The following is a 22,241-nucleotide window of genomic DNA, read 5'->3' as shown; positions in this document are numbered from 1 at the left end:
CCTCCACCAGGGCGACGACCTGGTCGGGCAGGGGCCGTAGCGGCGGGTCCGCGGGTGCGGTGAGGGCGCGGCGCAACGGATCGGACGTCACAGCGGCAAGGGTACGATCACACGACGACGTGCGACCCGTTGATCAAGTGATGAAAAGTAGGTCAGGAACAACGCTCACAGCTACTTTTCATCACTTGATCATGTCGCGAGCGGTGGGACGGGCACCGGGACGACGGCGCGACCCGCCCGGATACTGTCTAGTCATGCCGCTCAGCCCGGACGAGGTCGAGGTGTTCGAGCACTCCAGGCCCCGCCTGGAGGCGATCGCCTACCGCCTGCTGGGTTCGGCCAGCGACGCGGAGGACGCCGTCCAGGACACGTTTCTCCGCTGGCAGGGCGCGGACCGGGAACACGTCGAGACGCCCGAGGCGTGGCTGACGAAGGTCCTCACCAACGTCTGCCTCAACCAGCTGACCTCGGCGCGGGCCAGGCGGGAGACCTATGTGGGCACGTGGCTGCCCGAGCCGATCCTCGGTGGGGACCGGATGCTCGGCCCGCTCGACACCGCCGAGCAGCGCGAGTCGGTCTCGATGGCGGTGCTGACCCTGCTGGAGCGGTTGTCACCCAACGAGCGCGCGGTGTACGTGCTACGGGAGGCCTTCGGCTACCCGCACGGTGAGATCGCCGAGATCCTCGGCATCACCGAGTCGAACTGCCAGCAGACCTACCGGCGTGCCAAGCAGCACGTCACCGCCGAACGGGCCCGCGCGGAGGTCGACCTGGCCACCGCCCGCAAGGTCGTCGCGGAGTTCCTCGCGGCGGCCAACAATGGCGAGATCCAGCGGCTGGTGGAGTTGCTGACCGACGACGCGACGAGCACCGCCGACGGTGGCGGCAAGATCCCGGCCCGGTCCGCGCCGATCGTCGGCGCACTGGCGGTGGCGAAGTTCCTGCGTGGTCTGTTCAAGCCGGCCGACGTCAAACGGGACCTGGTGGGTGGCAGCCCAACGGTGCACGTCGCCACCGCCAACGGCGCTCCGGCGGTGGTGGTCGTGATCGACGACCGGCTCATCGGCGTGATGTCGCTGGAGGTGACGCCCGAGGGCGTCGCGGCCATCCACAACCAGGTCAACCCCGACAAGCTCGTCCGCGCCGCCCGGCAGTGGTCCGCCTCGGAGCACGAGGAACCCATCCTCCGCGTCTGGTGATCCACCTCATAGCCGGCTCCTGTCAGGAATCGCGTCGCTGTCCGGTTCAGGAAGCGACCATCACCGAGACAGGAGTGCCACCATGAAGCACCGCATCGTCGTCCTCGGAGCGGGTTACGCCGGAGCCATGGCCGCCGGGCGTCTCGCCAAGCGGCTGCACCCGGACGACACCGAGATCACCCTCGTCAACGCCGACGCGGACTTCGTCGAGCGGGTCCGCCTGCACCAACTCGCCACCGGACAGGACCTCGCACCACGCCCACTGAGCGAGGTCTACGCCGGCACCGGTGTCACGCCTCGGCAGGCGCGGGTCACCGCCGTCGACGCCGACCGCAGGACCGTCGCGCTCGTCGACGACAACGGCACCGACGAGATCGCGTACGACACGCTCGTCTACGCCCTCGGCAGCGGCAGCGCCGATCACGGCGTGCCCGGGGTCGGCGAGCACGCGTACGACATCGCCGGCAGGCCCTCGGCGCTGCGGTTGCGCGACCGCCTCGCCCACCTCGCTGCCGGCGGGACCGTGCTCGTCGTCGGCGGCGGCCTCACCGGCCTCGAAGCGGTCACCGAGATCGCGGAGACCCGGCCGGACCTCGACGTCGCGCTCGCCACCCGCGACGGCCTCGGCGACTGGCTCAACGGCAAGGCGCAGCAGCACCTGCGCGGCGTCTGTGACCGGCTCGGCATCACCGTGCACGAGCACGCCGACATCGCCCGGGTCGAGGCGGCCGGTGCGGTCACCCGCGACGGTCGGGAGATCCCGGCCCAGGTGACGGTGTGGACGACCGGCTTCGCCGTGCACCCCATCGCCGCCGCCACGACCCTGGCGGTCGCGGAGACCGGTCAGATCATCGTCGACGCCACCATGCGGTCGGTCTCACACCCCGAGGTGTACGCGGTGGGTGACGCCGCGATCGCCGAAGGACCGGGCGGCAAGCCGCTGCGGATGTCCTGCGCCTCGGGCGTCCCGATGGCCTGGCAGGCCGCCGACGCCATCGCCGCGCGGCTGACCGGCCGGGCCAAGTTCCCCAAGGCCCCGCTGCGCTACTTCAACCAGTGCATCAGCCTCGGTCGCCGCGACGGCATCATCCAGTACGTGACCGCCGACGACCGGGCCAGGCCGGCCCAGCTCACCGGGAAGCTGGCGGCCCGGTACAAGGAGTTCGTCTGCGCGGGCGCCGCCTGGAGCATCGGGCACCCGATCCTGTACCCGGTCCGCCGCCACCGCATCGTCCCGACCCGGACGGAGATCCGCGCAGCCACCTCCTGACCCACGACTGAGGTACGAGGAGCTGCCGTCGACCGGTCGGCGCGTTCAGGCTGGCTGCGTCTGCTCGACCAGGTGAACCAGCACCAGTGCCGTGCTCCTGTCCGGCTGTACGACAGCGGTGCGGATCAGGTACGTGCCACGGGCCAGGTCCACCGCGAGGTGGGTGGTGTGCTTCAGCCCGTCGCCGGTGTAGCCGGAGTCGAACAACTCGGCCGGCCCGCTGGTGGTCCACGTACCCGCGTCCTGCCAGTCGGCGATCTCCAAAGCCCGGGGAACGAGGCGGACGACCTCCGCCTCGGAGTCGGCGTAGAGCCACCGCACGAAGATCCGCCGATCGGGAAGGTACGTGGTGGAGGCCGGTTCGTCGGCCAGAACGAGTGCCTGGTCGGCACCGACCTCCAGCACCCCGACGTAACCGTCGATCCGGCAGGCCCGGTCGTAGTCATCCCAGGAGCCGTCGCCGTCCGACGCGCCCTTCCACTCGCCCAGCGCGGTCGTCGGCACGACGATCAGCGGACCGCCGCCCGAGTCGACCCACGGCAGCAGGCTGACCGGAGTGCGCGTACGAGCGAGAACCCGGGCCAGGTCGGTCATGTCGGTCACGATCGCGTCGGCACCGGCAGCGGTGAGGCGTTCGGCCTTGCCGGGTTTGTTGGCGTACCCGATGCAGGCGACACCGGCTGCTCGGGCGGCCTCGACGTCGGTGGCCGAGTCACCGATCAGCACAGCGGCACCGGGTGCGACCTTCAGCGCCCGCAGGGCCCGCACAACGGGCGTCGGGTCGGGCTTCAGCGAATCGGGATGCTCGCCCCGCCCGACGACGGCGGCGAAGTAGCGGGCCCGGTCGCGGCGCCCGAGGTAGGCACCGATGGCGGCGGCGGAATTGTTGCTGACGATGGCGAGGCTTCGCCCAGTCGCCAGGCAGGACCTGACCAGGTCGAAGGCTCCGATCGTGGTCTCCGCGGACGCCGCCGCCTCGACCTCCGCCGATGCTAACGCCGCACCGACGACGCCGACCAGCTCGGGCGCGAACGCGGCTGTCGCGCGGAACAGCGCCAGCGGGTCGTCTCCGTCGCGTAGCTCGTCGGGCAGGACGACGCCCCGGCTGAGAATCAGCTGACGCAGGTCGGCGGCGACGCGCGGCGCGGCCCTGCTCCCGAACAGGCGGCAGATCGGTCCGTCGAAGTCCACGAGTACGGCCTCGGCCCGCTCGGCGATGTCGGCGAGCCGGTCGGCTGGCCGTTCTGCCTCGATCGTCACCACGCGCTCCCGCAGGCCGTCCTCGCCGTCAAGGCTGTCGATCCTAGAGGCCGACGCGGGCCGAGTCGTCCGGGGACGGCTCGGCCCGCCTGCACCCCGGGCGTCGTGATCGATCCGATTCCGGGAAGCGGTGTACCTCAGCGGCATCCGTGTTCCACTGAGGTACACCGCATCCGCCCCATCGAAGACGACAGCGGCCCGCCCGGTCAGAACCCGCCCCACGGACGGGCCGAGCACTTCCAGGTCTTCCCGTTGTCCTGCGAGACGCAGAACACGAGGAACTTGCCGAGGATCGGGAGGGTGACGGTGAAGAGGTGGCCCTTGGTCTTCGCGTAGACGACGCCGGACTTCTCGGCGATGTCGGCCAGCACCCAATCCGGGTCCGGTCGCTCCACTGTCGCCACCCGACGCAGCGACGGGATGTCCCTGCCGTCGAGAAGCGTCCTGATCTCGTCCGCCGAGGGCTCACCGTCGCCGATGAGCGTCTGCACGCTGGACGGGCCGTCGACGGCGACACCATTCGCCTTCTCGAAGGCCGCCTTCGTCTCGCGGATCGTGGTGCCACCGGGAAGGTCGAGGGTGAGGATCAGCTCGCCGGTCCGGCGCGACAGCAGACACTCCCAGACGGACTTGCCGGACGCGACGCACATGGTCAGGCACCACTCCCGGCCGCCGGAGGTGGACGAGGCGAAGAGCAGGGATGTCGCCGTCCCGCCGTCGCCAGTGCCGTCGTACGTGCCGTCGGCGAGGTCGGCCATCGTCGTGCCGAGCACCTCCCGGCTGCCCGGGATCGTGCCGACGACCTTGACACCGTCGACCTCGTTGCCGGCGGCGAGCGCCGCGAGTTGGTCGCCGGTGAGGTTGCGCCCGCCGGTGTCGACGGCCAACACCTTGTCCAGGTCGCCGACGGGCCGGCCGGTCAGGTCCTCGAGGTGCCGAAGCATCGTCCCCGGGGCACCGGGGTGGTCGGTGATCGTCGTGCGGGCCTCCCCCTCGGCGGCCTGCGACGGAGCGTACGAAGCCGTGAGCCCGACGATCAGGGCGGTCGTGACGATGGTGGCGCGCCTGGTGATGTCCCGCAGAGTTGTCATGCTGTCCTCGTTTCCGTGATGGTGTCGGCGGGGTGGGACGGGCTACCAGCGACACGTGACGATGTCACCCGTGGTGTTGGGGGACCCCCAGTCGCAGTGGTCGTCGATCCACTCGCCGATCTCGCCGATCGTGTCCACGATCCAGGCGAACACCGACTTGATCGCGCCCCAGAGGCTGAAGTAGACGACAGTCGTCTCGGGTGTCCCGCCGGCCTCGTCGATGACGTCCTTCGTCGACATGGCGGCGTCGGGCTTCTCGATGATGTCCAGCACCCGTACCCCGGTGTCGTCCTTGCCGGCCAGCAGCGCCTCGACCTGCTCCGGGGTCCGCTCCTTGCCGTCGTCGACGGCCACGATGGCGCGGTCGACGAACACCTCCCGGCTGCCGCTGACGGCTTGGGCGATGCCGGCGATCTCGCCCACTGTGAGGTCGTTGCCGAGCGCGGGGCCGGTGAACCGCCGGACCGACGCGGCACCGGACGGCTCGATCTGGATCTCGGCGGCTGTGATCATGTCGTCCGCGCCGAAAGGTGCCCAGGCGAACGTCCACTTTTCGCCGACGCAGCGGAACGGGCCGTACTCCCGGCCCTCGGGGGCGATCTCGGTGCGGAGGATCTTGCCGCGCTCGTCGACGTGCTGGACCACGCAGTCGGCGCCCTTCTGCTGCGGCTTGTCGGCCTGGGCGACGGCGGCGGAGGACATGGCCAGCACCGTCGCGCCGACCACCCCGATCACCGCCAGGCGGTGTGCCAAACGACTCATCGAACACTCCATTCCTGATGCGGAGGAGACTGGTGTCCGAAGAGTGCCGGGCCGCGCTGAAGCGGCCCGGAAACGGCGCGGAAAGCGGCGTACGTCAGCGCAGCCGAGTGGCGTCGAGCTGGTCGAGGTCGGCGCGGATCGAGTCGGCGTCGGCATCGCCGAGTTCGTCGAGAATGGTCAGGGCTCGCCGCCACGCGGCGCGGGTGGCGGGGACGTCGCCGAGCGCCAGGTGGCTGCCGCCGAGATTGACGTACGTGCCCGCCTCGGCGTACCGGTCGTTGACCTGCGTGAAGAGTTCGAGGGCGTGCTCGTAGCAGGCGATGGCCCGCCGGTCGTCGCCGAGCTGGTGGTGGGCGTGGCCGAGGCTGTCCCAGGTGTCGGCCTGTCCCTGGACGTCGTCCACCTCCCGCAGCATCCGCAGCGCCTGACCGCACGATTCGAGGGCACTGTGGTAGTTGCCGAGCAGCGCTTCCTGCCAACCGACCGCGTTGAGGGTGTACCCCTGCCCGGCCCGGTTTCCGGCCTCCCGAAACAGGGTCAGCGCCCGCCGGGAATGGTGCAGCGCCTGCTCGTGCCGTCCCTGCCGCTCGGCCAGTTGACCAAGGTTCAGGCAGGTGTGCGCCCGTCCGGCGTCGTCACCGACGTCGGTGAACAGGTCGAGTGCGCGCCGCAGGTGGTCGTCGGCCTCGTCGTACCGTCGCAGGCGGGAGCAGGCGAGACCGAGGCTGCGGTGCGCGTGGCCCTGCCCCGCCGGGTCCCCGATGCGGGACGCGGCGGCCAGAGCGATCTGCTGCGTGCCGAGCCAGTCCTGCCAGTGCCCCTGCCGGTGCAGAAAGCCGGCCATGGTCCAGGCGAGCTGCCAGGCGTGTCCCTCGAACCCGGAACGCGCCGCGAGCGGCACGGCGGCGAGCAGGACGGGGACCTCCGTGGCGAACCACGCCGCGGCGGCCGACCGGCTCCTGGGGCGTTCCGGCGTCACGCCCGCCCGGGTTGGCGGGAGGTTGATCGCGCTGAAGTGCGGGTGCAGCGCCAGGTCGGCGGCGTGAGCGGTGTGCAGGCAGTGGTCGAGCAGCCGGTGGATGGCGGCCCGACGCTCGGCCGGCGGCTCGGCCTCCTCGGCCAGGTCGGCGGCGTACGCGCGCAGCAGGTCGTGGAACGCGTAGCGCCCGTAGGTGTGCTCGGTGAAGAGATTCGCCCGGGTCAGCTCGGTGAGCAGAGGACCGGTCGCCGGCCCGTCGACGCCGGCCAGGCTCGCCACGGCCGGGGCGGAGACGTCCGGTCCGGGATGCAGGCTCAGCAGCCGGAACAGCCGGGCCGCGGCCGGGCTGAGCGTGCGGCACGACCAGGAGAAGACCGCCCGTACGTCGGTGGCCTCGTCACCCGCGCGGAAGGCGTCCAGGTCGCCCAGCTCGCCGGCGACGGCGGCCAACGAGAAGTGCCGGTTGGTGGCGGCTCTGGCGGCCACGATGGCCAGGGCGATGGGCAGCCGCGCGCACCGGTCGGCGATGGTGTCGGCCGCGGCGGGTTCGGCGGCGACCTGCCGCTCCCCGAGCCGGCGGACCAGCATGTCGCGGGCTTCGCCGGGACTCAGCAAATCGAGGGGCACCGGTTGGGCGCTCTCGGTGACGACCAGCGGGATGAGCTGGTCGCGGCTGGTGACGACGGCGAGGCAGTCCGGTGAGCCGGGCAGCAGCGGCCGGACCTGCTCCGCGTCGCGCGCGTTGTCCAGCACCACCAGCAGTCGCTTACCCGCGACCGTCGTGCGGTACAAGCTCGCCATCGAGTCCACGTCGCGGGGCATCCGGGCCACCGGAACGCCGAGCGCCTCCAGGAAGCCGTGCAGCGCCCGCGCCGGTTCGGTCGGCGTCGCCGCCGGGTCGAATCCGCGCAGGTTGACGTAGAGCTGCCCGTCGGGGAAGCGTTCGGTCGCGCGGTGCGCCCAGTGCACGGCGAGGGCGGTCTTGCCGACGCCGGCCGTCCCGGACACCACGACGGCGCCGCCCCGGTCGATCAGCGCGTCAAGGGCGGCGAGCTCCGCGTCGCGTCCGGTGAACGTGGGTACGGGGGGAGGCAGTTGCGCCGCGACCCTCGTTGGCGCCGCCGCGGCCGGTGCGGCGATGGCGGTGTCCTGGCGCAGGATGGCGCACTCCAGGTCACGTAGCCGCGGCCCCGGGTCGAGGCCGAGGTTCTCCCGCAGGTTGTCGCGCAACCGCCGGTACGTGGCGACCGCCTCGCCCTGTCGGCCGTCGCGGTACAGGGCGAGCATCAACTGCGCGTGCAGGTGCTCGTCGAAGGGGTGTTGTCGGACGAGCCGTTCCAACCCGGGGACGAGGCCGGCGTGCTCACCGACGGACAGTCGGGCCTCGGCGAGCGCCCGTTCGGCCTCCAACCGTAGGCGTGCCAGGTGTTCGGCCTGCTCCTCAAGCCAGGCCGACCCGGCCACGTCGGCCAGCGGTGGGCCCCGCCACAGTGCCACCGCGGCCGTCAGGTGCTTCACCTTCTCGTTCGGGTCCGTCGAGCGCCGGGCCAGCTCGATGAGACGCTCGGCGGCCTGCACGTCAGTGGAGTCCGGCCCGGTGTCGAGCAGATAGCCGGGCTGGCGCGCCACGATCGACCCGGGCTCACCGAGCACCCCGCGTAGGTAGGAGACGTGGCGTTGCAACGTGTTCGCCGCGGTGGCCGGTAGCTGGTCGCCCCAGACCACGTCGATGAGCCGGTCGATGCTGACGACACGGCCCGCGTGCAGCGCCAACGTGGCCAGTACCGCCTTGCGCCGTACACCGTTCACCGCCTGCGCAACGCCGGCGACAACCACCTCCACCGGCCCGAGCAGCCGGACCCGCACCCCCGTACCAACCATCGAGATCACCGAATCAGGCTAAATCTCCGCCCGGGATGCTCGGTCCGATCGTCGCGCACTGGACACGATCCACGGGGCACCAGAGCCGGACTCCGGGAGCTAGCCTCTAGCGCACTACGGCAGGGAGGTGCGCCGGTGGAGAGCGCTGTGACCACACGTAACGGCAAGGTGATCGTCGACCAGACCATCTCCGTCGACGGGTACTCGGCCGGGCTCAACCAGACCGAGGAACGCCCGTTCGGCGACGACGGCGGTGACGGCTGGGGCCGTGGGCTGCACGCCTGGATGTTCGACGCCGCCGAGGAGAACCAGGCCGAGCTCGACCAGAACACAAACGCCTCGGCGGTCATCATGGGGCGCAACATGTTCGGCCCCGTGCGCGGCGGATGGGATCGGCAGTGGAACGGCTGGTGGGGTGACAACCCACCGTTCCACAAGCCGGTTTTCGTGCTCACCCATCACGGCCGCGAGCCGCAGCCGATGGAAGGCGGCACCACCTTCCACTTCGTCACCGACGGGATCGAGTCGGCGCTCGCGCGGGCCCGTGCGGCGGCCGGTGGCGGCGACGTCCTGATCCACGGCGGTGCGACCACCATCAACCAGTACCTCGCCGCCGGCCTGGTCGACGAGCTGCGGCTGCACATGGTGCCGCTCACTCTCGGCACCGGTGTGCGGCTGTTCGACGGCGTCCCGCCGCTGAAACTGGAGCAGGTGACGGCGCGGGCGGCGAGCACGGTCCTGCACGTCACCTACCGCGTGCTCTCCTGAACCGACGGAGGTTGCGTTGTCCGCCATCGCGTCACTGACAGTGGTCCCCCGGGACAGCATCACCGAGCTGGCTCGCCTGGCCCGCACATCGCCGTCGTCGTTCCGCGCGTACCTGGCCGAACACGGGAGCAGCGCGCGACAGGAGTACGACTGGTCCGGCTACTGCATGTTGTACGTCCTGACCTACCTGGAGGAGCGCGACATCGACCTGGATCCGCCGGAGTTCAACGCCGAGTCGGAGGCGATCAACAGCGCGTACGGCCTGACCACGCTCATCGCTCCCGCACCAGGGTTACTGGATCAGCTCGACCCCGCAGCGCACCGCGCGGAGGATCTGGCGTCCCACTTCGCCGAGATGGGGATGGACTTCGAGGAGAGCGGCCCGGCCGGGCTGGACGGGCTGAGGCTGTTGCGCGACTGCGTCTCCGACCTCGGCGACCACCAGGTGTTGCTGCTGCACATCGGCTGAGTCCGACTCGTCCCGGCGGAAGACCCTGCCTGACCCGCAGGCCGGTTTGGTTTCCGCGACGGCGGGAACCCGCGGCACCGGAAGGCTCTTGGGTGACCACCGTGGGGAGGCTCATGCGCTGGTTTCGCGCGGCTCGCGGCGTCTCCACCGAGGGCACCATCAGATCCAGCAACCCGATCGGTGCGGAACGAGATCCGAAGCGGCTGATCACCCTCAGCGATGCGGTCATCGCCATCGCCGTCACCCTGCTCGTTCTGGAGATCCAGCCGCCGCAGGACACCGAGCACCTGCGCCGCGGCCTCGCCGAACTGTGGCCCTCCTACGTGGCGTACGGCATCACCTTCATGCTGATCGGGCAGATGTGGGTGAATCACCACGTCATGTTCGACCACATCCGTTCCGCCGACCGGCTGCTGCTCTGGCTCAACACCCTGCTGCTGATGGTGATCGCGTTTCTGCCGTTCGCCTCGTCCCTCCTGGCCCACGCGTTCGAGTCCGGCCACGGCCAGCGCACCGCACTCGTCTTCAACGGGTCCACCTATCTGGTGGCCGCCATTCTCTTCAACGTGATCTGGGAGTACGCCAGGCGCGGCCGTCGCCTACTGACCTCCGCCACCGACGACGACACCGCACGGGCGATCAGCAGGCGCTTCCGCCCTGCGCCGGTCTGGATCGCCGTCGGGACCGCGCTGGGCGCTCTTCACCCGGTCGTCGGCCTCGTGGTGGTCATCGCGTTCATTCCCTTCTACTGGCTGCCGATCAAAGGCGAGGTTGGCAGCATCCGGCGGACCCGCGAGCAGAGTCACGGTGACCAGTAGCCACGTACCACCTGCTCTGTTACCCGGGCCTTAGCGGGGCCGAAGGTCGCGGGGGGTGAGCGGCCGACCCGCCGCGTCCTGGACGGCGACTGCCACCGAGTTCCTGCCAGCCCAATCCGCGCCGGGTGGGGCGGCCTGCACCACGAAGCGCCTGGACCCGTCGGCGCCGTGGACCTCGAGAGGCACCAGTTCGGCGTCACGGAAGCGGGGCTGGACATCTCCGCCGTCCGCGGCCACCTCGGCTCGGACGGCCGCGGCGGGAAGCATGCCGAAGAGGATCGGGGCGGTGGCGCCGCGGAGCGTACGGACGCTGATCTCGTAGTGCTGTAGAACTCCGGAGTCGGTGCAGGTGCGTTCCACTGTCGCGCCGTCCTGACGCAGGTAGAGACACTCGCCCCAGGTGCTTTCCCGAACCTGGACCACCGACCAGTGCACGCCGCCGGTCGTGCCTTCGGTGAGTAACCGGGGCCCGGTGACGCTCGGCCGTCGCCCGTCCCAGCCCTCCCAGGTGAGGCCACCGACCACGACAAGACCACCGAACACCACCACCGCGGCCACCACGGTACGGAAACGGCTAGTAGACATGCAGATCACCGCCGTGCGCGTCGTGCAGCCGCAGCGACACAACCTCGACCCGGTCGCCAGCGTCGGGTACGTACACGGCGTAGACCCGGTAGGCGTCGTGACCCGATCCGATCGTGGCCGCCTCGCGTGGCGTCCCGTCGCCAAGGGTGATCTGGATCGACGTGGCGACGGCCGGCACGATGCCGTAGAGGATCACCTCCGGCAGTCGCCTGCCCAGACGTTCCGAATGGACCTGCTCGACCCGGCCACCGGCCAGCCAGCCGTCGCCGTCCGCCACCCGGGGCCAGGCGCAGTCCTTACCCGCCTCCCGCCAGTTGACGTACGGGTCGGAGAACGTCTCCCGCTCAAGTTTGGCGCAACGGGCATCGAACGAGCCGGTGACCCGGAGCCGATAGTTGTCGCCCTCGTCGAGGGTGAAGAAGGCGACGTTGCTCTTCCACCGGTCACCGATGGCGACATAGGTCCAGCCGCAGACCGCCAGCAGGACGAGAAGGACGATGAGACCCCGGCGTACGGCCCTGCGCGGTGCGGCGGTCATGCGACGCTCCTCGGTGGGGTTGACGCACTCACGGTAGCGCCGACGCACCAGCGCCTCGGGGAGACTGCAGTGCCTGCCGCGTCAGCTCGCGGTGCCCGGCCAGACCGTCACCCGAATCTTCCACCCCCCGCTCATGGGCTCGACGAACTCGACGGCCGCGACGTGCAGGTCGCCCCGCGTGCGAACGCAGTATCGGCTCCCCTTGACATATCGGGAGTTGCTCGTCGCGAAGCTGTTGAGCAGCGAAAGGCAGTGCTGCCGTTGCGGTGCGCCGGGCTGGCCCCACTTCGCCAGACCGGACCAGGCCGGGTAACTCGTCATCACGTTGCCGGCGTCGTAGATGTCGATGCTCGGGTCCGGGACCGTGGCGACCTTCGGTGGATCCGCGTCGAGGTCGACACCGTTGTTGGTGAACAGCAACTCGTACGGACCCGCGCCCGCGCCGTCCACCGAACCGGCACGCGGTGGCGTCACGGCCGGGCCAGCCGTCGCCGCCGAACTGGGCGCGGTGGAAGGCGGGGCGGTCGCCCCGGTGGACGTCTGCTGACCGTCGTCCGCGCCGAAGCCGCCGATCTGGTGCACGAAGGCCGCCGCACCCACGATCGCGGTGATCAGGGCTGCGACGGCGGTGAGCATCCCGGCCATTGTCTGCCAGAACGGCTCCCGTCGACCGGAGCCCTGCTGCGGATCGGTCACGCTCTTTCCTTCCGCCACCTGGCACTCGCGCTGATCATCGCACGAGCCTGCCACCCGTCGATGCCTGCGGCCACCGTCTTCGACGTGACGGACATCGACAGCCGTAGGATGCCCACCGTGGGATATTCGGTGTGGCCGTCCGGCCGTCTGCACCTCCGGGAGTCGGACGACGCCGCCGCGGTCGCCGCCGCCAAAGCCGCCATGGCCAAACAATCTGGTGGGTACGACCCCGACGACTCCCCGTCGGATGACACCCTTGTGGACATAGCGTGCGAGGCCAGAGCCTCGATCACCCGCGACGGCGACTGGATCGAATTCGAGCATGACGACGAGGGCGACCCCAAGTGGTCGTACCAGGCCATTGCCTTCTACGTCGCGATCGCGCCGTTCGTTCGCTCTGGAACGGTCCACGTCGAAGGCGAGGACGGCGCCCGCTGGTCCTACACCTACGCGAACGGGCAGGTCACCCAACAGGGTTGGAACGGTTGGGATGGATCCGTCGAGCCGTTTGGCCAGTACGTCGACCGTGGGTGATGCGGCCGCCCACTGTGCGCTCGACGGGATGAGTGCGGTCAGTGCGTCCGTATCTCCCAGACCGGCCGCTGAGGCTCGTCGTTGTGCACGACGATGTCGGCGTGCTGGGTCGGCCGGGCCGTAGCGAGGTAGAGCTGCTGGGAGGGGATGTAACGCTCCCGCCAGCGCCGTTCGACGTCGGCCCGGGTCGACGCCCGGCGCTCCCGGACCACGGCACGGTCCACGGTCCTGTCGAATGCCGTCGACACGAAGACGCGCAGCTCCCACCGGTAGACCAGTTCCGGGCGCAGCAGAAAGACGCCGTCGAAGACGAGCACGGCGTCGGCCGGGGCAGTCACGACCGGCGGAGACAGCACCGCATCCGTCGCGCTGTCGTAGACCGCGGATTGGAAGCGTCGACCCCCGCCCGGCCCCAACGGGTCGAGGAGAACCCGCTTCAGCGCCTGATAGTTGTGGGTGTCGTGGTAGCAGCCAACGGCTGAGTACTCGCCGCGCGGATAACGCTGCGCCCGAGGAAAGAGGAAATCGTCGATCGTGGCGCGGATGACGTAGCGGCCCTGCGCGCGCAGGACGACGGTCAACTCGTCGGCGAGGGTGGTCTTACCGGCGGCCGGCGGCCCGTCGACGGCGACGCGCGTCGGGTAAGCGACCGCGATGGCCCCAACTGCCTGGGCCAAACGCGTGATCAGCTCGTCGCGCGTGCCGTGGACCATCCCGTTGCCCTGCCGGGTCAGGGGCGGCAGGCGTTCGACTTGATGGTGTCGACGAACGCGTCCCAGGCGGCGGGCGCGAAGCTCAGCATCCCGGCATCGGGCGCCGTGGAGTCGCGCACGTCCACCTGGACCCGCCGGTCGCGCACCTCCACGCACTGGCCGTTGCTGCCGGAACGGCTCGACGTGCGCCAGGCGTTACGTTCCATGCCTGCTCAGCTCCTTGATGAATCTGATTGACTCGGCGGGTGACATCGCCAGCGTCTTCAGATTGTCGTACGCCGCCGACAGCCACGCCAGGTCGCGGCTTGCCAGTGGGACGGTTGGTAGACCGGCAGCGTGATCTCGCCGGGTGGTTGGTGACGCCGCTGTTCACCCTGGTAGCCGCTCCGGTGTTGGCCTGCTTCGTCGGGCTGTTGGGAAGCCTCGTTGACCACAACGGCCCGCCGGCGCTGTGCAAGGAGGCCATCGCCGACAACATGTGCGAGGAGACCAGCCTTGGGGTGGTCGGCGCACATGTGGTCATCTCAGGCGTCATGTGGTTGCTGCTCTGGGTTATCCCGTGGTGGCGAGGTCTTCGCACGGTGCGCGTTCTGCTGGCCCTCGCTGCGACCGTTGTTCTCGTACTCCTGCCAGTGCGGATGTTCGACTGGTCCTGATACACCCGACAATCGCGCGTCGCGTCTCGGCGCAGCCTGCGCTGGGCTGACCGGCCGCGCTGCGCGTGGTGGGCCGGAGGCACCACCATGCGAACCAGGCGGTGACCATCGCCGGTGACCCGCTGCCGCTGCGGATGCTCAGGTCAGGAGCGCGGCTCGGCGGCCCGACGCAGGATCAGGCGATCTGACGAAGATCGCTGCCGTAGTCGAAGATGATGCGCATCCGAGCGCCCAGCGCTCGGGCGTACCGGCTCAGGGTCGCGACCTCGTTGGCCTCCAGGTCGCCGTTCTCGATCTGGCTGACTCGGCCCGGCGTGACCCCCATCAACTCGGCCACCTGCCGCTGAGTGAGACCGAGCCGTTTACGCTCCTCGGCGAGGTGGAACGCGCTGACCCACGCCTCGGTACGGGCACGCTCCATATCGAGCGCGTCGTCGTCCCCGTCGTGCAACTCGGCACGGATGTCGTCCCAGTCTTGGAAGTCGCCCATCAGCCCTCCCTCCGCTTCCTCTCAAAGGCGAGCCAGCCTTCGTACGCGACCTCGGCGACCGGGATCGCTTCCTCATACCATCGAGACCAGCCGCCGGCCTTGTTGCCGGCCACCAACAGCACCGCCTGCGACCAGGGATCGAAGACGAACAGAAATCGGATGGCGGCTTCCCGCCCAGACCTTGGTCGCAGCTCCTTGAGGTTACTGATGTTCGAACCTTTGAGCGTGTCGACCAGTGGACGCCCCAGACCCGGACCGGCGTCAGCGAGCATGTCGATCGCCACGTTGACCGACCGGTAGGTCGCCGGATCGGTTTGGCGGAGCGAGCGCAACCAGTCGCGTACATCGCTGGTCGTTCTGATCGCCCAGCGACGATCGGGGCCGTGCGGCATGGGGCTAACTATAGCCCAGCCTATACCTCTGGACAGCATACGAACCGAGAAGCACAGGTCGAGAGCTGAATGACATCGGTCGGTGGGGCGGGCGGGGCTCGAACCCGCGACCGAGGGATTATGAGTCCCCTGCTCTAACCGGCTGAGCTACCGCCCCGAAACACCGCGCCGGATCTTATCCCGCTCGGCGATCAGCAGCCAGCATCGAGCCGGCCGGTGCCCACGCCTGCGCCAGCACGATGGGCAACAGGAATATAACAGCGTGCTCGGGTACGACCGTCAGCCGGCGCGCAGCTCGTCCAGTACGGCACCGGCGGCGCGCCAGCCGCTGGTGAGAGCACCTTGGATCGATGGGCTGTCCCGGTGGTCACCGGCCACGAAGAGGCTCTCCCCCAGCGCCACCGGCTTGCGCAGCCGCCCCTGCGGCGGCGGCGCGGCGGGTAGCGCCTGGGGAATGGCCACGGTGGTGAGGTGGGTCCAGTCGGCGGTGGAGCGGCCGTACAGCCGGGTCAACTCGGCCCGGATGGTCGGCTCGGGTGGGGCCGTCGGGCCGACCACCGAGGTGGCGATGAGGTGCCGCCCGGTGGGCGCGTACGTCGGGGCGGCGTTGCTGAGCACCACGGTGTTGGCGACGAGTTCGCGTCGGTCGCCGTCGACGAGCAGGATCGGCTCGCTGAGCGGCGGCTCGGGGGCGCTGTGGTAGTAGGTGGTGTAGCTGTGCATGCGTACCGTCGCCAGGGCTGGCAGCAGCGCGGCCGCGGCGGGCGGGTCGACGGCGACCACGACGGCCCGGCAGTGGATGTCGCCGGCCTGGGTGCGGACCCGGCCCGGCGTGACCTCGGCGACCGGGGTGTTCAGGTCGAGCAGGTCGGCGGGGAGCGGCGCGGCGATGGCCCGGGGCAGCGCAGCCATTCCTTCGGCCGGCAGGCCGATCCGGCCGCGGGCGAAGGAGCGCAGCACCATCGCCAGCACGTGGCTGGAGGTGGAGAGTTCCCGGTCGACGAACACACCGGACAGGAACGGTCGCAGCAGCTCCTCGATGATGGCGTCGGAGAGGCCGGCGCGGCGCAGCGCCGACTCGGTGCTGGTTTCCGGCGCGTCGAGGAGCCGGGACGCGGGGAGGGTGGCGCAGCCGGTGGCGAGGGCGGCGAAGCGCAGCCGGTCGAGCAGGGAGCCGACGCCGGCGAGCGCGGTGCCGGGCCCGCCGGTCGGCTCGCGCAACGGGTTGACCAGCCGCAGCAGCTTGTCGCCCTTGCGGACCAGCACACCGGAGGTGAAGTAGCCGAGGTTGAGCTGGTCGGTGTCGAGCAGCGTGCCGAGCCGAGGGTAGGCGGTGTTGAGCACCTGGAAGCCCCGGTCGACGAGGTGACCGTCGACCACGTCGGTGGCGACCCGGCCGCCGAGCCGACCCTCGGCCTCCACCAGCCGCCAGGGCACGCCCGCGCGGTGCAGCCGGCGGGCGGCGGCGAGGCCGGCCAGGCCGCCGCCGACGATGACCACATCGGTTTCAGCCAGCACCGCGCGCCTCCCGCTCACCGTTCGCCCGGGACAACCGGCCCGGCCACCAGATCTTCGGCCCGATGTCGTACGCGAGTGCGGGCACCAGCAGCGACCGGACGATGATGGTGTCGATCAGTACCCCGATCGCGACCGCCGTACCCAATTCGACGAGCACCACGAGTGGCAGGACGGCGAGGGCGGAGAACGTCGCGGCGAGCACGATGCCGGCGGAGGTGATCACCCCGCCGGTGACGGCGAGGCCGGCGAGCACTCCGGCGCGGGTGCCGCGCTTGACCGATTCTTCGCGGACACGGCTCATCAGGAAGATGTTGTAGTCGATGCCGAGCGCGACCAGGAAGACGAACGCGAACAGCGGGAACGAAGAGTCCACGCCGGGGAAGTCGAAGACGTGGCGGAACAGCAGCGCGCAGAGGCCGAGGGTCGCCGCGAAGCTGAGCAGCACCGTGGCGATCAGCAGCAGCGGGGCGAGCAGTGCGCGCAGCAGCAGGGCCAGGATGACCGCGATGACCACCAGCACCACCGGGATGATGACGTTCTGGTCCCGCTTCGCGGCGTCCGAGGTGTCCACGTTGATCGCGGTGAACCCGCCGACGACCGCGTCCGCGCCGGGCACCTGGTGTACGGCCACCCGCAGCTCGCGGATGGTCCGCTCGGCGCCGTCGCTGTCCGGCGGGTCGGCCAGGGTCGCCTCCAGTTGGACCCGCCCGTCGACGACCTTCGGGGCCGCGTTCGCCTCAGGCGGGCCGGTCTGCGGGCCGGCGGTGAGAGGGCGGACGTCGGCGACCCCGGGCACGTCCTTCGCCACCTGGGCGACCTGCCGGGCGGTCTGCTCGGTGGTGAAAATGGTGGCCGGGCTGCCGGTGCCGGCCGGGTAGTGCCGGGAGATCACCTCCTGACCGTCCACCGAGTCGGTGCGCTGGGTGAAAAGGTCGGACTGGCCGAGGGTGGTGGCGCCGAGCTGGGTGAGGCCGAGGGTCAGCACGGCCAGCACGACGGCGGTGCTCAGCCAGATCGGGCGGGCGTGCCGGGCCACGAAGCCGGCGACGCGGCTCCAGATGCCGTGTTCGGCCCGCGGGTCGGCCTGGTCGGCTCGGGGCCGTCGGGGCCAGAACGCCCAGCGTCCGCCGAGCACCAGCAGCGCGGGGAGGAAGGTGAGCATCACCAGCAGGGTGGCGGCGATGCCGATGGCGGCGACCGGTCCGAGCGCCCGGTTGGAGTTGAGACTGGACAGCAGCAGGCAGAGCAGGCTGACGATGACGGTGCCGCCGGACGCGATGATGGCCGGCGCGGCACCCTTCCAGGCGGCCTTCATGGCGTCCCAGGGGCGCTCATGCCGGTGCAGTTCCTCCCGGTAGCGGGCGATCAGCAGCAACGCGTAGTCCGTGCCCGCGCCGAACACCAGCACGGTGAGGATGCCCTGGGCCTGCCCGTTGAGCTTGACCACGTCCGCGTCCGCCAGCAGGTAGACGAAGACCGAGGCGAGGGCATACGAAATCCCGGCGGCCAGCAGCGGGAAGATCCACAGGACCGGGCTGCGGTAGACGACCAGCAGGATGACCAGCACGACGACCAGGGTGACCAGCAGCAGTGGTCCGTCGATGGCGGAGAAGACCTCGATCAGGTCGGCCAGCAGGCCGGCCGGGCCGGAGACGTCCACGGTGAGACCGTCCCGGTCACCGCCGGTGATGTCGCGCAGGTGCTCGACGACGGTGCCGATCTCCTCGCCCTCGGCGTCGTCGACCGGTACGACGACCTGGAGCGCCTGGCCGTCGTCGCTCGGGATGGGCGGGGGCAGTGGGGTGACCACGCCGGGGATCTGGGCGAACCGGGCGGCGTCGGCGCTCACTCGTTGCCGGTCCGCGTCGGTGATCCCGGCGCGCCGCTCGTAGACGACCAGAGCCGGGATAGTCTGCCGGTCGACGAACTCGCCAGCGAGGTCCTGGGCGCGGGTCGCCTCAGCGTCGGTGGGCAGGAAGGCGGCATTGTCGTTGGTGGCGACCTCGCTGAGGCGTCCCGCGTACGGGCCGGACACACCCCCGATCACCAACCAGGCCAGCACGACCGCCACCGCGACCAGCGTGGCCCTGCCGCCTCGTCCGGACATCCGCCCCTCACACCCCAAGGTTCGACGCGTCGATCGACGCAGCGGAAGGTCGACATCGACCATCCTGCCGGGAAGGAGACCCCCTAGCGGCCGAAACCCCTCATTCGCCCTCGCGCCCCCGCGCCCCGCGCCCTCGCGCCTCGCGCCCCGCGCCCCGCGCCCTCGCGCCCTCGCGCCCTCGCGCCCCGCGCCCCGCGCCCCGCGCCCCGCGCCCTCGCGCCCTCGCGCCCTCGCGCCCCGCGCCCCGCGCCCCGCGCCCCGCGCCCCGCGCCCCGCGCCCAAGATCGTGCAATAACCAGGATGTAGTGGCCTCACCGACGCGCCGACACCACTACATCCGGGATCGAGCACGATCTTGCCGCCGTACTCCTTGGGCGGTGAGGAAGATCCGCGCAACTTCCCGGATGTTGCTGCCTCAGACGGCCGGGAAGCAGCAACATCCCCGATGTTGCTGCCACGAACGGTGGCGCGGGACGGCGCGGCGCGGCGCGGCAAAACGCCCGTCGGCTTGGGCCGACGGGCGTTGGGTGGAGAAGAGAAGCTCCCCCGATTGGACTCGAACCAATAACCTGCCGGTTAACAGCCGGCTGCTCTGCCAATTGAGCTACAGGGGATCGTGCACCGCCTGGAATCGGATCTCGCCGACGCCGTGCGACGGGACAAGAGTACAGGACTTTCCCCGGTGGCGGTCCAGTGGGTTCCACCCCGGTGCCGACTGATCAAGAGGCGCAGGTCAGGGTCCGCGAGGCATTGACAAACAGGGTAAATCGTCATCCCGGCACAACCATGCTTGAGCGGGGAGCAGGATGGGTAGTTAGCTGCGGACAGAGGACGCAGGCGCGAACAGGTCGCCTTCCGACGGGGCAACTCGCCGGGGTGACGGCGCGTCAGGTACGGAAGGAGCCGCCATGCGCGGAAAGATCATGTTTCTTGGCGGGCTGGCTGCGGGATTCGTCCTGGGCGCCCGTGCCGGCCGGGAGAAGTACGAAGAGCTCGTGGTCAAGGGCCGCAAGGTGCTCGACCACCCGACCGTCCAGGAGGCGGCCGGGGTGGCGCAGGCCCAGGCCAACAAGCTCTACAGCGAGGGCAAGGACAAGCTCGGCCAGACCAAACTGGGCGAGAAGCTGGGCAACGGCAACGGCAGCACCGGCAAGCAGGAGCTGACCGCCGCCGACGACGCGTTCGCCGGCACGCCCGCCACGGTGGGTGCCAAGGCGGGCACCAGCACGGTCGGCACGACCTCCGGGTCGCCGTCGTCCACGAACCCCCGCACCAAGCCGTCCGGCTCGGGCACGAACGCCAGCACGCTCTGACCAATCGCACGTCGACGGGCCGGTCGCCGCAGGGCGACCGGCCCGTGGTCTGTCCGACGCGCGGTCAGTCCTTGCTGCTGAACGCCGCGTCGAAGGCGGCGCTCGGTGCGTCGAAGGCGAGCCGGCGGACGAACTGCAACGCCTCCGGAGCGCCGACCAGCCGGTCCATTCCGGCGTCTTCCCACTCGACCGAGATCGGGCCGTCGTAGCCGATCGCGTTCAACGCGCGGAAGCAGTCCTCCCAGGGCACGTCGCCGTGGCCGGTGGAGACGAAGTCCCACCCGCGCCGCAGGTCGGCCCAGGGCAGGTGCGAGGCGAGCCGGCCACGCCGGCCGTCGCCGGTACGCACCTTCGCGTCCTTGCAGTCCACGTGGTAGATCCGGTCGGCGAAGTCGAAGATGAAGTTCACCGGGTCCAGCTCCTGCCACACGAAGTGCGACGGGTCCCAGTTCAGCCCGAATGCGGGCCGGTTGCCGATCGCCTCCAGCGTCCGCTTCGTCGTCCAGTAGTCGTACGCGATCTCACTGGGGTGCACCTCGTGCGCGAACCGCACTCCCACCTCGTCGAACACGTCGAGGATGGGGTTCCACCGGTCGGCGAAGTCCTGGTAGCCGCGCTCGATCATCGACGGCGGCACCGGCGGGAACATCGCGAGGGTGTGCCAGATCGACGAACCGGTGAAGCCGACGACGGTCTTCACCCCGAGCTTCGCCGCCGCCCGCGCGGTGTCCTTGATCTCCTCGGCGGCCCGCTGGCGAACTCCCTCGGGCTCCCCGTCGCCCCAGATGCGGCCGGGCAGGATGTCCTGGTGCCGCTCGTCGATCGGGTGGTCGCAGACCGCCTGGCCGACCAGGTGGTTGGAGATCGTGAAGACCTCAAGGTTGTGCTTCGCGAGGGTTTCCTTCTTGCGCTCGACGTACGAGTCGTCGGCGAGCGCCTTGTCGACCTCGAAGTGGTCGCCCCAGCAGGCGATCTCCAGACCGTCGTAGCCCCACTCGGAGGCGAGCCGGCAGACCTCCTCGAACGGAAGATCGGCCCACTGGCCGGTGAAGAGCGTGATGGGTCGCGCCATTGTCCTTCTCCCCTGTTGTGATGGGGATTCCTTGTGCGGACCGGGGCGAGGGTGACCGGACGTGCGTGGCACCCGAGCGGTCACCGGTGGGTGCGGAGCGCACCTGAGCCCGGCGGGTTGCGCCTCCCACCGGGTCACCGGCCACCAGCACGGTCGCCGACCCCCACCCTATTTCCGCACTGCCCCATCGGGGAAGCCCCGCGGTCGGCCGATCATCCGATGATGTCCTCGGGCGCGGGCAGGACAGCCCGTACGGTGAAGCCGCCACCGGCTCGCGGGCCGGCGGAGAACGTGCCGCCGAGCCGCTCGGCGCGCCTGCGTACCCCGAGCAGACCTCGACCGGCGCCCTGGGCGCCGCCGCCGGACGGTGCGGGACCGACGCCCTCGTCGCGGACTTCGATGCTGATGCCCGCGGCGTCGTAGCGGAGGCGGACCACGACCGGGGCGCCCGGCGCGTGCCGGCAGGCGTTCGTCAGCGCTTCCTCGATGATCCGGTACGCCACCACGTCGACCGGGCCGGGTAGCGGACGGGGTTGCCCGGCCATGGTCCACCGCACCGGTTGACCGGCGGTGAAGCCTTCCACCAGCGCGTCGAGACGGTTCAGGCTGGGCGCCGGCCCGGACGGGTCGTCGGGCTCGTCGGCCCGGCCCAGCGCACCGAGCAGCTGATGACCTCGCGCCAGCACCGTCCCGCGCCACTGCGCGAACAACCCCATGCAGGTCAAGGTACGGCAGCCCCCCGCAACCCACCGCCCGGCACCCCCGCCCCGCCCTGGCCCCGCACCCCGCCCCGCCCCCGCCCCCAACCCCGCCGATCTTGCACTTTGTGTCGACGAAACTTCGGCCTTGTGGCTTTTGTCCCGACAGAAAGTGCAAGATCGACGAGGTGAGGGGCGGGGGCGGGGACGGGGCGGGGCGGGGCGGGGTGGGGCGGGGCGGGGCGGGGTGGGGCGGGGCGGGGTGGGGCGGGGCGGGGTGGGGCGGGGACGGGACTGGGCGGGGACGGGACTGGGCGGGGACGGGACTGGGCGGGGCGGGAGGGGCCCCCGCGAACCCCCCCGCCCCACCCCGGGTTAACAGGTTTTGGAGGGACCACAAAATGTTTGGTGGGGTTTTGGACGGGCAAAAGG

Annotated in this window: 23 protein-coding genes and 2 tRNA genes; 8 read left to right on the top strand and 17 right to left on the bottom strand. The window is 70.6% G+C overall.

Annotation, left to right across the window (positions count from 1 at the left end; all coding sequences use genetic code 11):
- The first annotated feature begins 254 nt into the window (after nucleotides 1-254).
- Entirely contained in the window at nucleotides 255-1,199 is a 945-nt protein-coding gene (locus ACZ6NZ_RS30095) for an RNA polymerase sigma-70 factor (RefSeq protein ID WP_465861240.1), read from the top strand.
- A gap of 82 nt (nucleotides 1,200-1,281) precedes the next feature.
- Nucleotides 1,282-2,469, top strand: coding sequence for an NAD(P)/FAD-dependent oxidoreductase (locus tag ACZ6NZ_RS30090; protein WP_465861239.1), 1,188 nt, complete (start codon nucleotides 1,282-1,284; stop codon nucleotides 2,467-2,469).
- 45 nt (nucleotides 2,470-2,514) lie between these two features.
- On the opposite strand, the gene ACZ6NZ_RS30085 is transcribed toward ACZ6NZ_RS30090, so the two are convergent.
- From ACZ6NZ_RS30085 to ACZ6NZ_RS30070, 4 genes are all read right to left on the bottom strand, one after another.
- Entirely contained in the window at nucleotides 2,515-3,729 is a 1,215-nt protein-coding gene (locus tag ACZ6NZ_RS30085; protein WP_465861238.1) for an Imm21 family immunity protein, read from the bottom strand.
- A gap of 206 nt (nucleotides 3,730-3,935) precedes the next feature.
- Nucleotides 3,936-4,820, bottom strand: a complete 885-nt coding sequence (locus ACZ6NZ_RS30080) for a hypothetical protein (RefSeq protein WP_465861237.1) — start codon at nucleotides 4,818-4,820, stop codon at nucleotides 3,936-3,938.
- 42 nt (nucleotides 4,821-4,862) lie between these two features.
- Nucleotides 4,863-5,582 carry a hypothetical protein gene (locus ACZ6NZ_RS30075; protein WP_465861236.1) on the bottom strand — a complete coding sequence of 240 codons (720 nt, stop codon included), beginning with the start codon at nucleotides 5,580-5,582 and terminating at the stop codon, nucleotides 4,863-4,865.
- A gap of 94 nt (nucleotides 5,583-5,676) precedes the next feature.
- Nucleotides 5,677-8,442, bottom strand: coding sequence for an AfsR/SARP family transcriptional regulator (locus ACZ6NZ_RS30070; RefSeq protein WP_465861358.1), 2,766 nt, complete (start codon nucleotides 8,440-8,442; stop codon nucleotides 5,677-5,679).
- Nucleotides 8,443-8,589: 147 nt separating this feature from the next.
- Here ACZ6NZ_RS30070 and ACZ6NZ_RS30065 point away from each other — a divergent pair, with 147 nt between their 5' ends.
- The 3 genes from ACZ6NZ_RS30065 to ACZ6NZ_RS30055 all read left to right on the top strand — a co-directional run bounded on the left by ACZ6NZ_RS30065 (nucleotide 8,590) and on the right by ACZ6NZ_RS30055 (nucleotide 10,497).
- Nucleotides 8,590-9,210 (top strand): dihydrofolate reductase family protein, encoded by a 621-nt coding sequence (locus ACZ6NZ_RS30065; RefSeq protein WP_465861235.1) that lies wholly within the window; start codon nucleotides 8,590-8,592, stop codon nucleotides 9,208-9,210.
- A 16-nt stretch (nucleotides 9,211-9,226) separates the two neighbouring features.
- A complete protein-coding gene (locus tag ACZ6NZ_RS30060; protein ID WP_465861234.1) occupies nucleotides 9,227-9,679 on the top strand; it encodes a hypothetical protein in 453 nt (150 codons plus the stop codon).
- Between the two features lie 113 nt (nucleotides 9,680-9,792).
- Nucleotides 9,793-10,497, top strand: coding sequence for a TMEM175 family protein (locus ACZ6NZ_RS30055; RefSeq protein ID WP_465861233.1), 705 nt, complete (start codon nucleotides 9,793-9,795; stop codon nucleotides 10,495-10,497).
- Between the two features lie 30 nt (nucleotides 10,498-10,527).
- Here ACZ6NZ_RS30055 and ACZ6NZ_RS30050 read toward each other — a convergent pair whose 3' ends face one another.
- From ACZ6NZ_RS30050 to ACZ6NZ_RS30040, 3 genes are all read right to left on the bottom strand, one after another.
- Nucleotides 10,528-11,082 (bottom strand): hypothetical protein, encoded by a 555-nt coding sequence (locus ACZ6NZ_RS30050; protein WP_465861232.1) that lies wholly within the window; start codon nucleotides 11,080-11,082, stop codon nucleotides 10,528-10,530.
- Complete coding sequence (locus tag ACZ6NZ_RS30045) at nucleotides 11,072-11,620, bottom strand: hypothetical protein (protein WP_465861231.1); 549 nt, start codon at nucleotides 11,618-11,620, stop codon at nucleotides 11,072-11,074. The genes ACZ6NZ_RS30050 and ACZ6NZ_RS30045 overlap by 11 nt, the downstream gene beginning before the upstream one ends.
- A gap of 81 nt (nucleotides 11,621-11,701) precedes the next feature.
- The gene (locus ACZ6NZ_RS30040) at nucleotides 11,702-12,316 is read right to left on the bottom strand and encodes a hypothetical protein (protein ID WP_465861230.1); all 615 of its coding nucleotides are present in this window, start codon (nucleotides 12,314-12,316) and stop codon (nucleotides 11,702-11,704) included.
- Between the two features lie 84 nt (nucleotides 12,317-12,400).
- Between ACZ6NZ_RS30040 and ACZ6NZ_RS30035 the strand changes: the two genes are divergently transcribed.
- On the top strand, nucleotides 12,401-12,850 hold the full coding sequence (locus ACZ6NZ_RS30035; protein ID WP_465861229.1) for a hypothetical protein: 450 nt from the start codon (nucleotides 12,401-12,403) through the stop codon (nucleotides 12,848-12,850).
- 38 nt (nucleotides 12,851-12,888) lie between these two features.
- Here the strand turns inward: ACZ6NZ_RS30035 and ACZ6NZ_RS30030 are convergent, their stop codons facing one another.
- Together ACZ6NZ_RS30030 and ACZ6NZ_RS30025 are read right to left on the bottom strand one after the other, a co-directional pair.
- A complete protein-coding gene (locus ACZ6NZ_RS30030) occupies nucleotides 12,889-13,563 on the bottom strand; it encodes a nucleoside/nucleotide kinase family protein (protein ID WP_465861228.1) in 675 nt (224 codons plus the stop codon).
- A 17-nt stretch (nucleotides 13,564-13,580) separates the two neighbouring features.
- Nucleotides 13,581-13,769, bottom strand: a complete 189-nt coding sequence (locus tag ACZ6NZ_RS30025; protein ID WP_465861227.1) for a DUF397 domain-containing protein — start codon at nucleotides 13,767-13,769, stop codon at nucleotides 13,581-13,583.
- 105 nt (nucleotides 13,770-13,874) lie between these two features.
- On the opposite strand from ACZ6NZ_RS30025, the gene ACZ6NZ_RS30020 reads away from it, so the two are divergent.
- Complete coding sequence (locus ACZ6NZ_RS30020; RefSeq protein ID WP_465861226.1) at nucleotides 13,875-14,219, top strand: hypothetical protein; 345 nt, start codon at nucleotides 13,875-13,877, stop codon at nucleotides 14,217-14,219.
- 175 nt (nucleotides 14,220-14,394) lie between these two features.
- On the opposite strand, the gene ACZ6NZ_RS30015 is transcribed toward ACZ6NZ_RS30020, so the two are convergent.
- From ACZ6NZ_RS30015 to ACZ6NZ_RS29990, 6 genes are all read right to left on the bottom strand, one after another.
- Nucleotides 14,395-14,709, bottom strand: coding sequence for a helix-turn-helix domain-containing protein (locus ACZ6NZ_RS30015; protein ID WP_465861225.1), 315 nt, complete (start codon nucleotides 14,707-14,709; stop codon nucleotides 14,395-14,397).
- On the bottom strand, nucleotides 14,709-15,101 hold the full coding sequence (locus ACZ6NZ_RS30010; RefSeq protein WP_465861224.1) for a type II toxin-antitoxin system RelE/ParE family toxin: 393 nt from the start codon (nucleotides 15,099-15,101) through the stop codon (nucleotides 14,709-14,711). The genes ACZ6NZ_RS30015 and ACZ6NZ_RS30010 overlap by 1 nt, the downstream gene beginning before the upstream one ends.
- 83 nt (nucleotides 15,102-15,184) lie before the next feature.
- Nucleotides 15,185-15,258, bottom strand: a tRNA-Ile gene (locus ACZ6NZ_RS30005).
- 122 nt (nucleotides 15,259-15,380) lie between these two features.
- Nucleotides 15,381-16,619 (bottom strand): FAD-dependent oxidoreductase, encoded by a 1,239-nt coding sequence (locus ACZ6NZ_RS30000; protein WP_465861223.1) that lies wholly within the window; start codon nucleotides 16,617-16,619, stop codon nucleotides 15,381-15,383.
- On the bottom strand, nucleotides 16,609-18,726 hold the full coding sequence (locus tag ACZ6NZ_RS29995; RefSeq protein ID WP_465861222.1) for an MMPL family transporter: 2,118 nt from the start codon (nucleotides 18,724-18,726) through the stop codon (nucleotides 16,609-16,611). The genes ACZ6NZ_RS30000 and ACZ6NZ_RS29995 overlap by 11 nt, the downstream gene beginning before the upstream one ends.
- Nucleotides 18,727-19,267: 541 nt before the next feature.
- Nucleotides 19,268-19,340 (bottom strand) — tRNA-Asn (locus tag ACZ6NZ_RS29990).
- A gap of 294 nt (nucleotides 19,341-19,634) precedes the next feature.
- On the opposite strand from ACZ6NZ_RS29990, the gene ACZ6NZ_RS29985 reads away from it, so the two are divergent.
- Nucleotides 19,635-20,039 (top strand): hypothetical protein, encoded by a 405-nt coding sequence (locus tag ACZ6NZ_RS29985; RefSeq protein WP_396791430.1) that lies wholly within the window; start codon nucleotides 19,635-19,637, stop codon nucleotides 20,037-20,039.
- A gap of 64 nt (nucleotides 20,040-20,103) precedes the next feature.
- Here the strand turns inward: ACZ6NZ_RS29985 and ACZ6NZ_RS29980 are convergent, their stop codons facing one another.
- Nucleotides 20,104-21,111, bottom strand: a complete 1,008-nt coding sequence (locus tag ACZ6NZ_RS29980; protein ID WP_366613510.1) for a sugar phosphate isomerase/epimerase family protein — start codon at nucleotides 21,109-21,111, stop codon at nucleotides 20,104-20,106.
- 212 nt (nucleotides 21,112-21,323) lie between these two features.
- Complete coding sequence (locus ACZ6NZ_RS29975; protein WP_465861221.1) at nucleotides 21,324-21,827, bottom strand: sensor histidine kinase; 504 nt, start codon at nucleotides 21,825-21,827, stop codon at nucleotides 21,324-21,326.
- Between the last annotated feature and the right edge of the window lie 414 nt (nucleotides 21,828-22,241).

This window comes from Micromonospora sp. NPDC047756 (genome assembly GCF_055587245.1).
Note: the sequence above shows the minus strand (reverse complement) of the source record. Positions and strands in the feature narration are given on the sequence as shown.

Excerpts from the sequence above, each read along its gene's own strand:
- ACZ6NZ_RS30070 (WP_465861358.1), bottom strand. The coding sequence starts at position 8,442 with ATGGTTGGTACGGGGGTGCGGGTCCGGCTGCTCGGGCCGGTGGAGGTG.
- ACZ6NZ_RS30075 (WP_465861236.1), bottom strand. The coding sequence starts at position 5,582 with ATGAGTCGTTTGGCACACCGCCTGGCGGTGATCGGGGTGGTCGGCGCG.
- ACZ6NZ_RS30025 (WP_465861227.1), bottom strand. The coding sequence starts at position 13,769 with ATGGAACGTAACGCCTGGCGCACGTCGAGCCGTTCCGGCAGCAACGGC.
- ACZ6NZ_RS30045 (WP_465861231.1), bottom strand. The coding sequence starts at position 11,620 with ATGACCGCCGCACCGCGCAGGGCCGTACGCCGGGGTCTCATCGTCCTT.
- ACZ6NZ_RS30095 (WP_465861240.1), top strand. The coding sequence starts at position 255 with ATGCCGCTCAGCCCGGACGAGGTCGAGGTGTTCGAGCACTCCAGGCCC.
- ACZ6NZ_RS30080 (WP_465861237.1), bottom strand. The coding sequence starts at position 4,820 with ATGACAACTCTGCGGGACATCACCAGGCGCGCCACCATCGTCACGACC.
- ACZ6NZ_RS30030 (WP_465861228.1), bottom strand. The coding sequence starts at position 13,563 with ATGGTCCACGGCACGCGCGACGAGCTGATCACGCGTTTGGCCCAGGCA.
- ACZ6NZ_RS29995 (WP_465861222.1), bottom strand. The coding sequence starts at position 18,726 with ATGTCCGGACGAGGCGGCAGGGCCACGCTGGTCGCGGTGGCGGTCGTG.
- ACZ6NZ_RS29975 (WP_465861221.1), bottom strand. The coding sequence starts at position 21,827 with ATGGGGTTGTTCGCGCAGTGGCGCGGGACGGTGCTGGCGCGAGGTCAT.
- ACZ6NZ_RS30050 (WP_465861232.1), bottom strand. The coding sequence starts at position 11,082 with ATGTCTACTAGCCGTTTCCGTACCGTGGTGGCCGCGGTGGTGGTGTTC.
- ACZ6NZ_RS29985 (WP_396791430.1), top strand. The coding sequence starts at position 19,635 with ATGCGCGGAAAGATCATGTTTCTTGGCGGGCTGGCTGCGGGATTCGTC.
- ACZ6NZ_RS30055 (WP_465861233.1), top strand. The coding sequence starts at position 9,793 with ATGCGCTGGTTTCGCGCGGCTCGCGGCGTCTCCACCGAGGGCACCATC.
- ACZ6NZ_RS29980 (WP_366613510.1), bottom strand. The coding sequence starts at position 21,111 with ATGGCGCGACCCATCACGCTCTTCACCGGCCAGTGGGCCGATCTTCCG.
- ACZ6NZ_RS30090 (WP_465861239.1), top strand. The coding sequence starts at position 1,282 with ATGAAGCACCGCATCGTCGTCCTCGGAGCGGGTTACGCCGGAGCCATG.
- ACZ6NZ_RS30015 (WP_465861225.1), bottom strand. The coding sequence starts at position 14,709 with ATGGGCGACTTCCAAGACTGGGACGACATCCGTGCCGAGTTGCACGAC.
- ACZ6NZ_RS30010 (WP_465861224.1), bottom strand. The coding sequence starts at position 15,101 with ATGCCGCACGGCCCCGATCGTCGCTGGGCGATCAGAACGACCAGCGAT.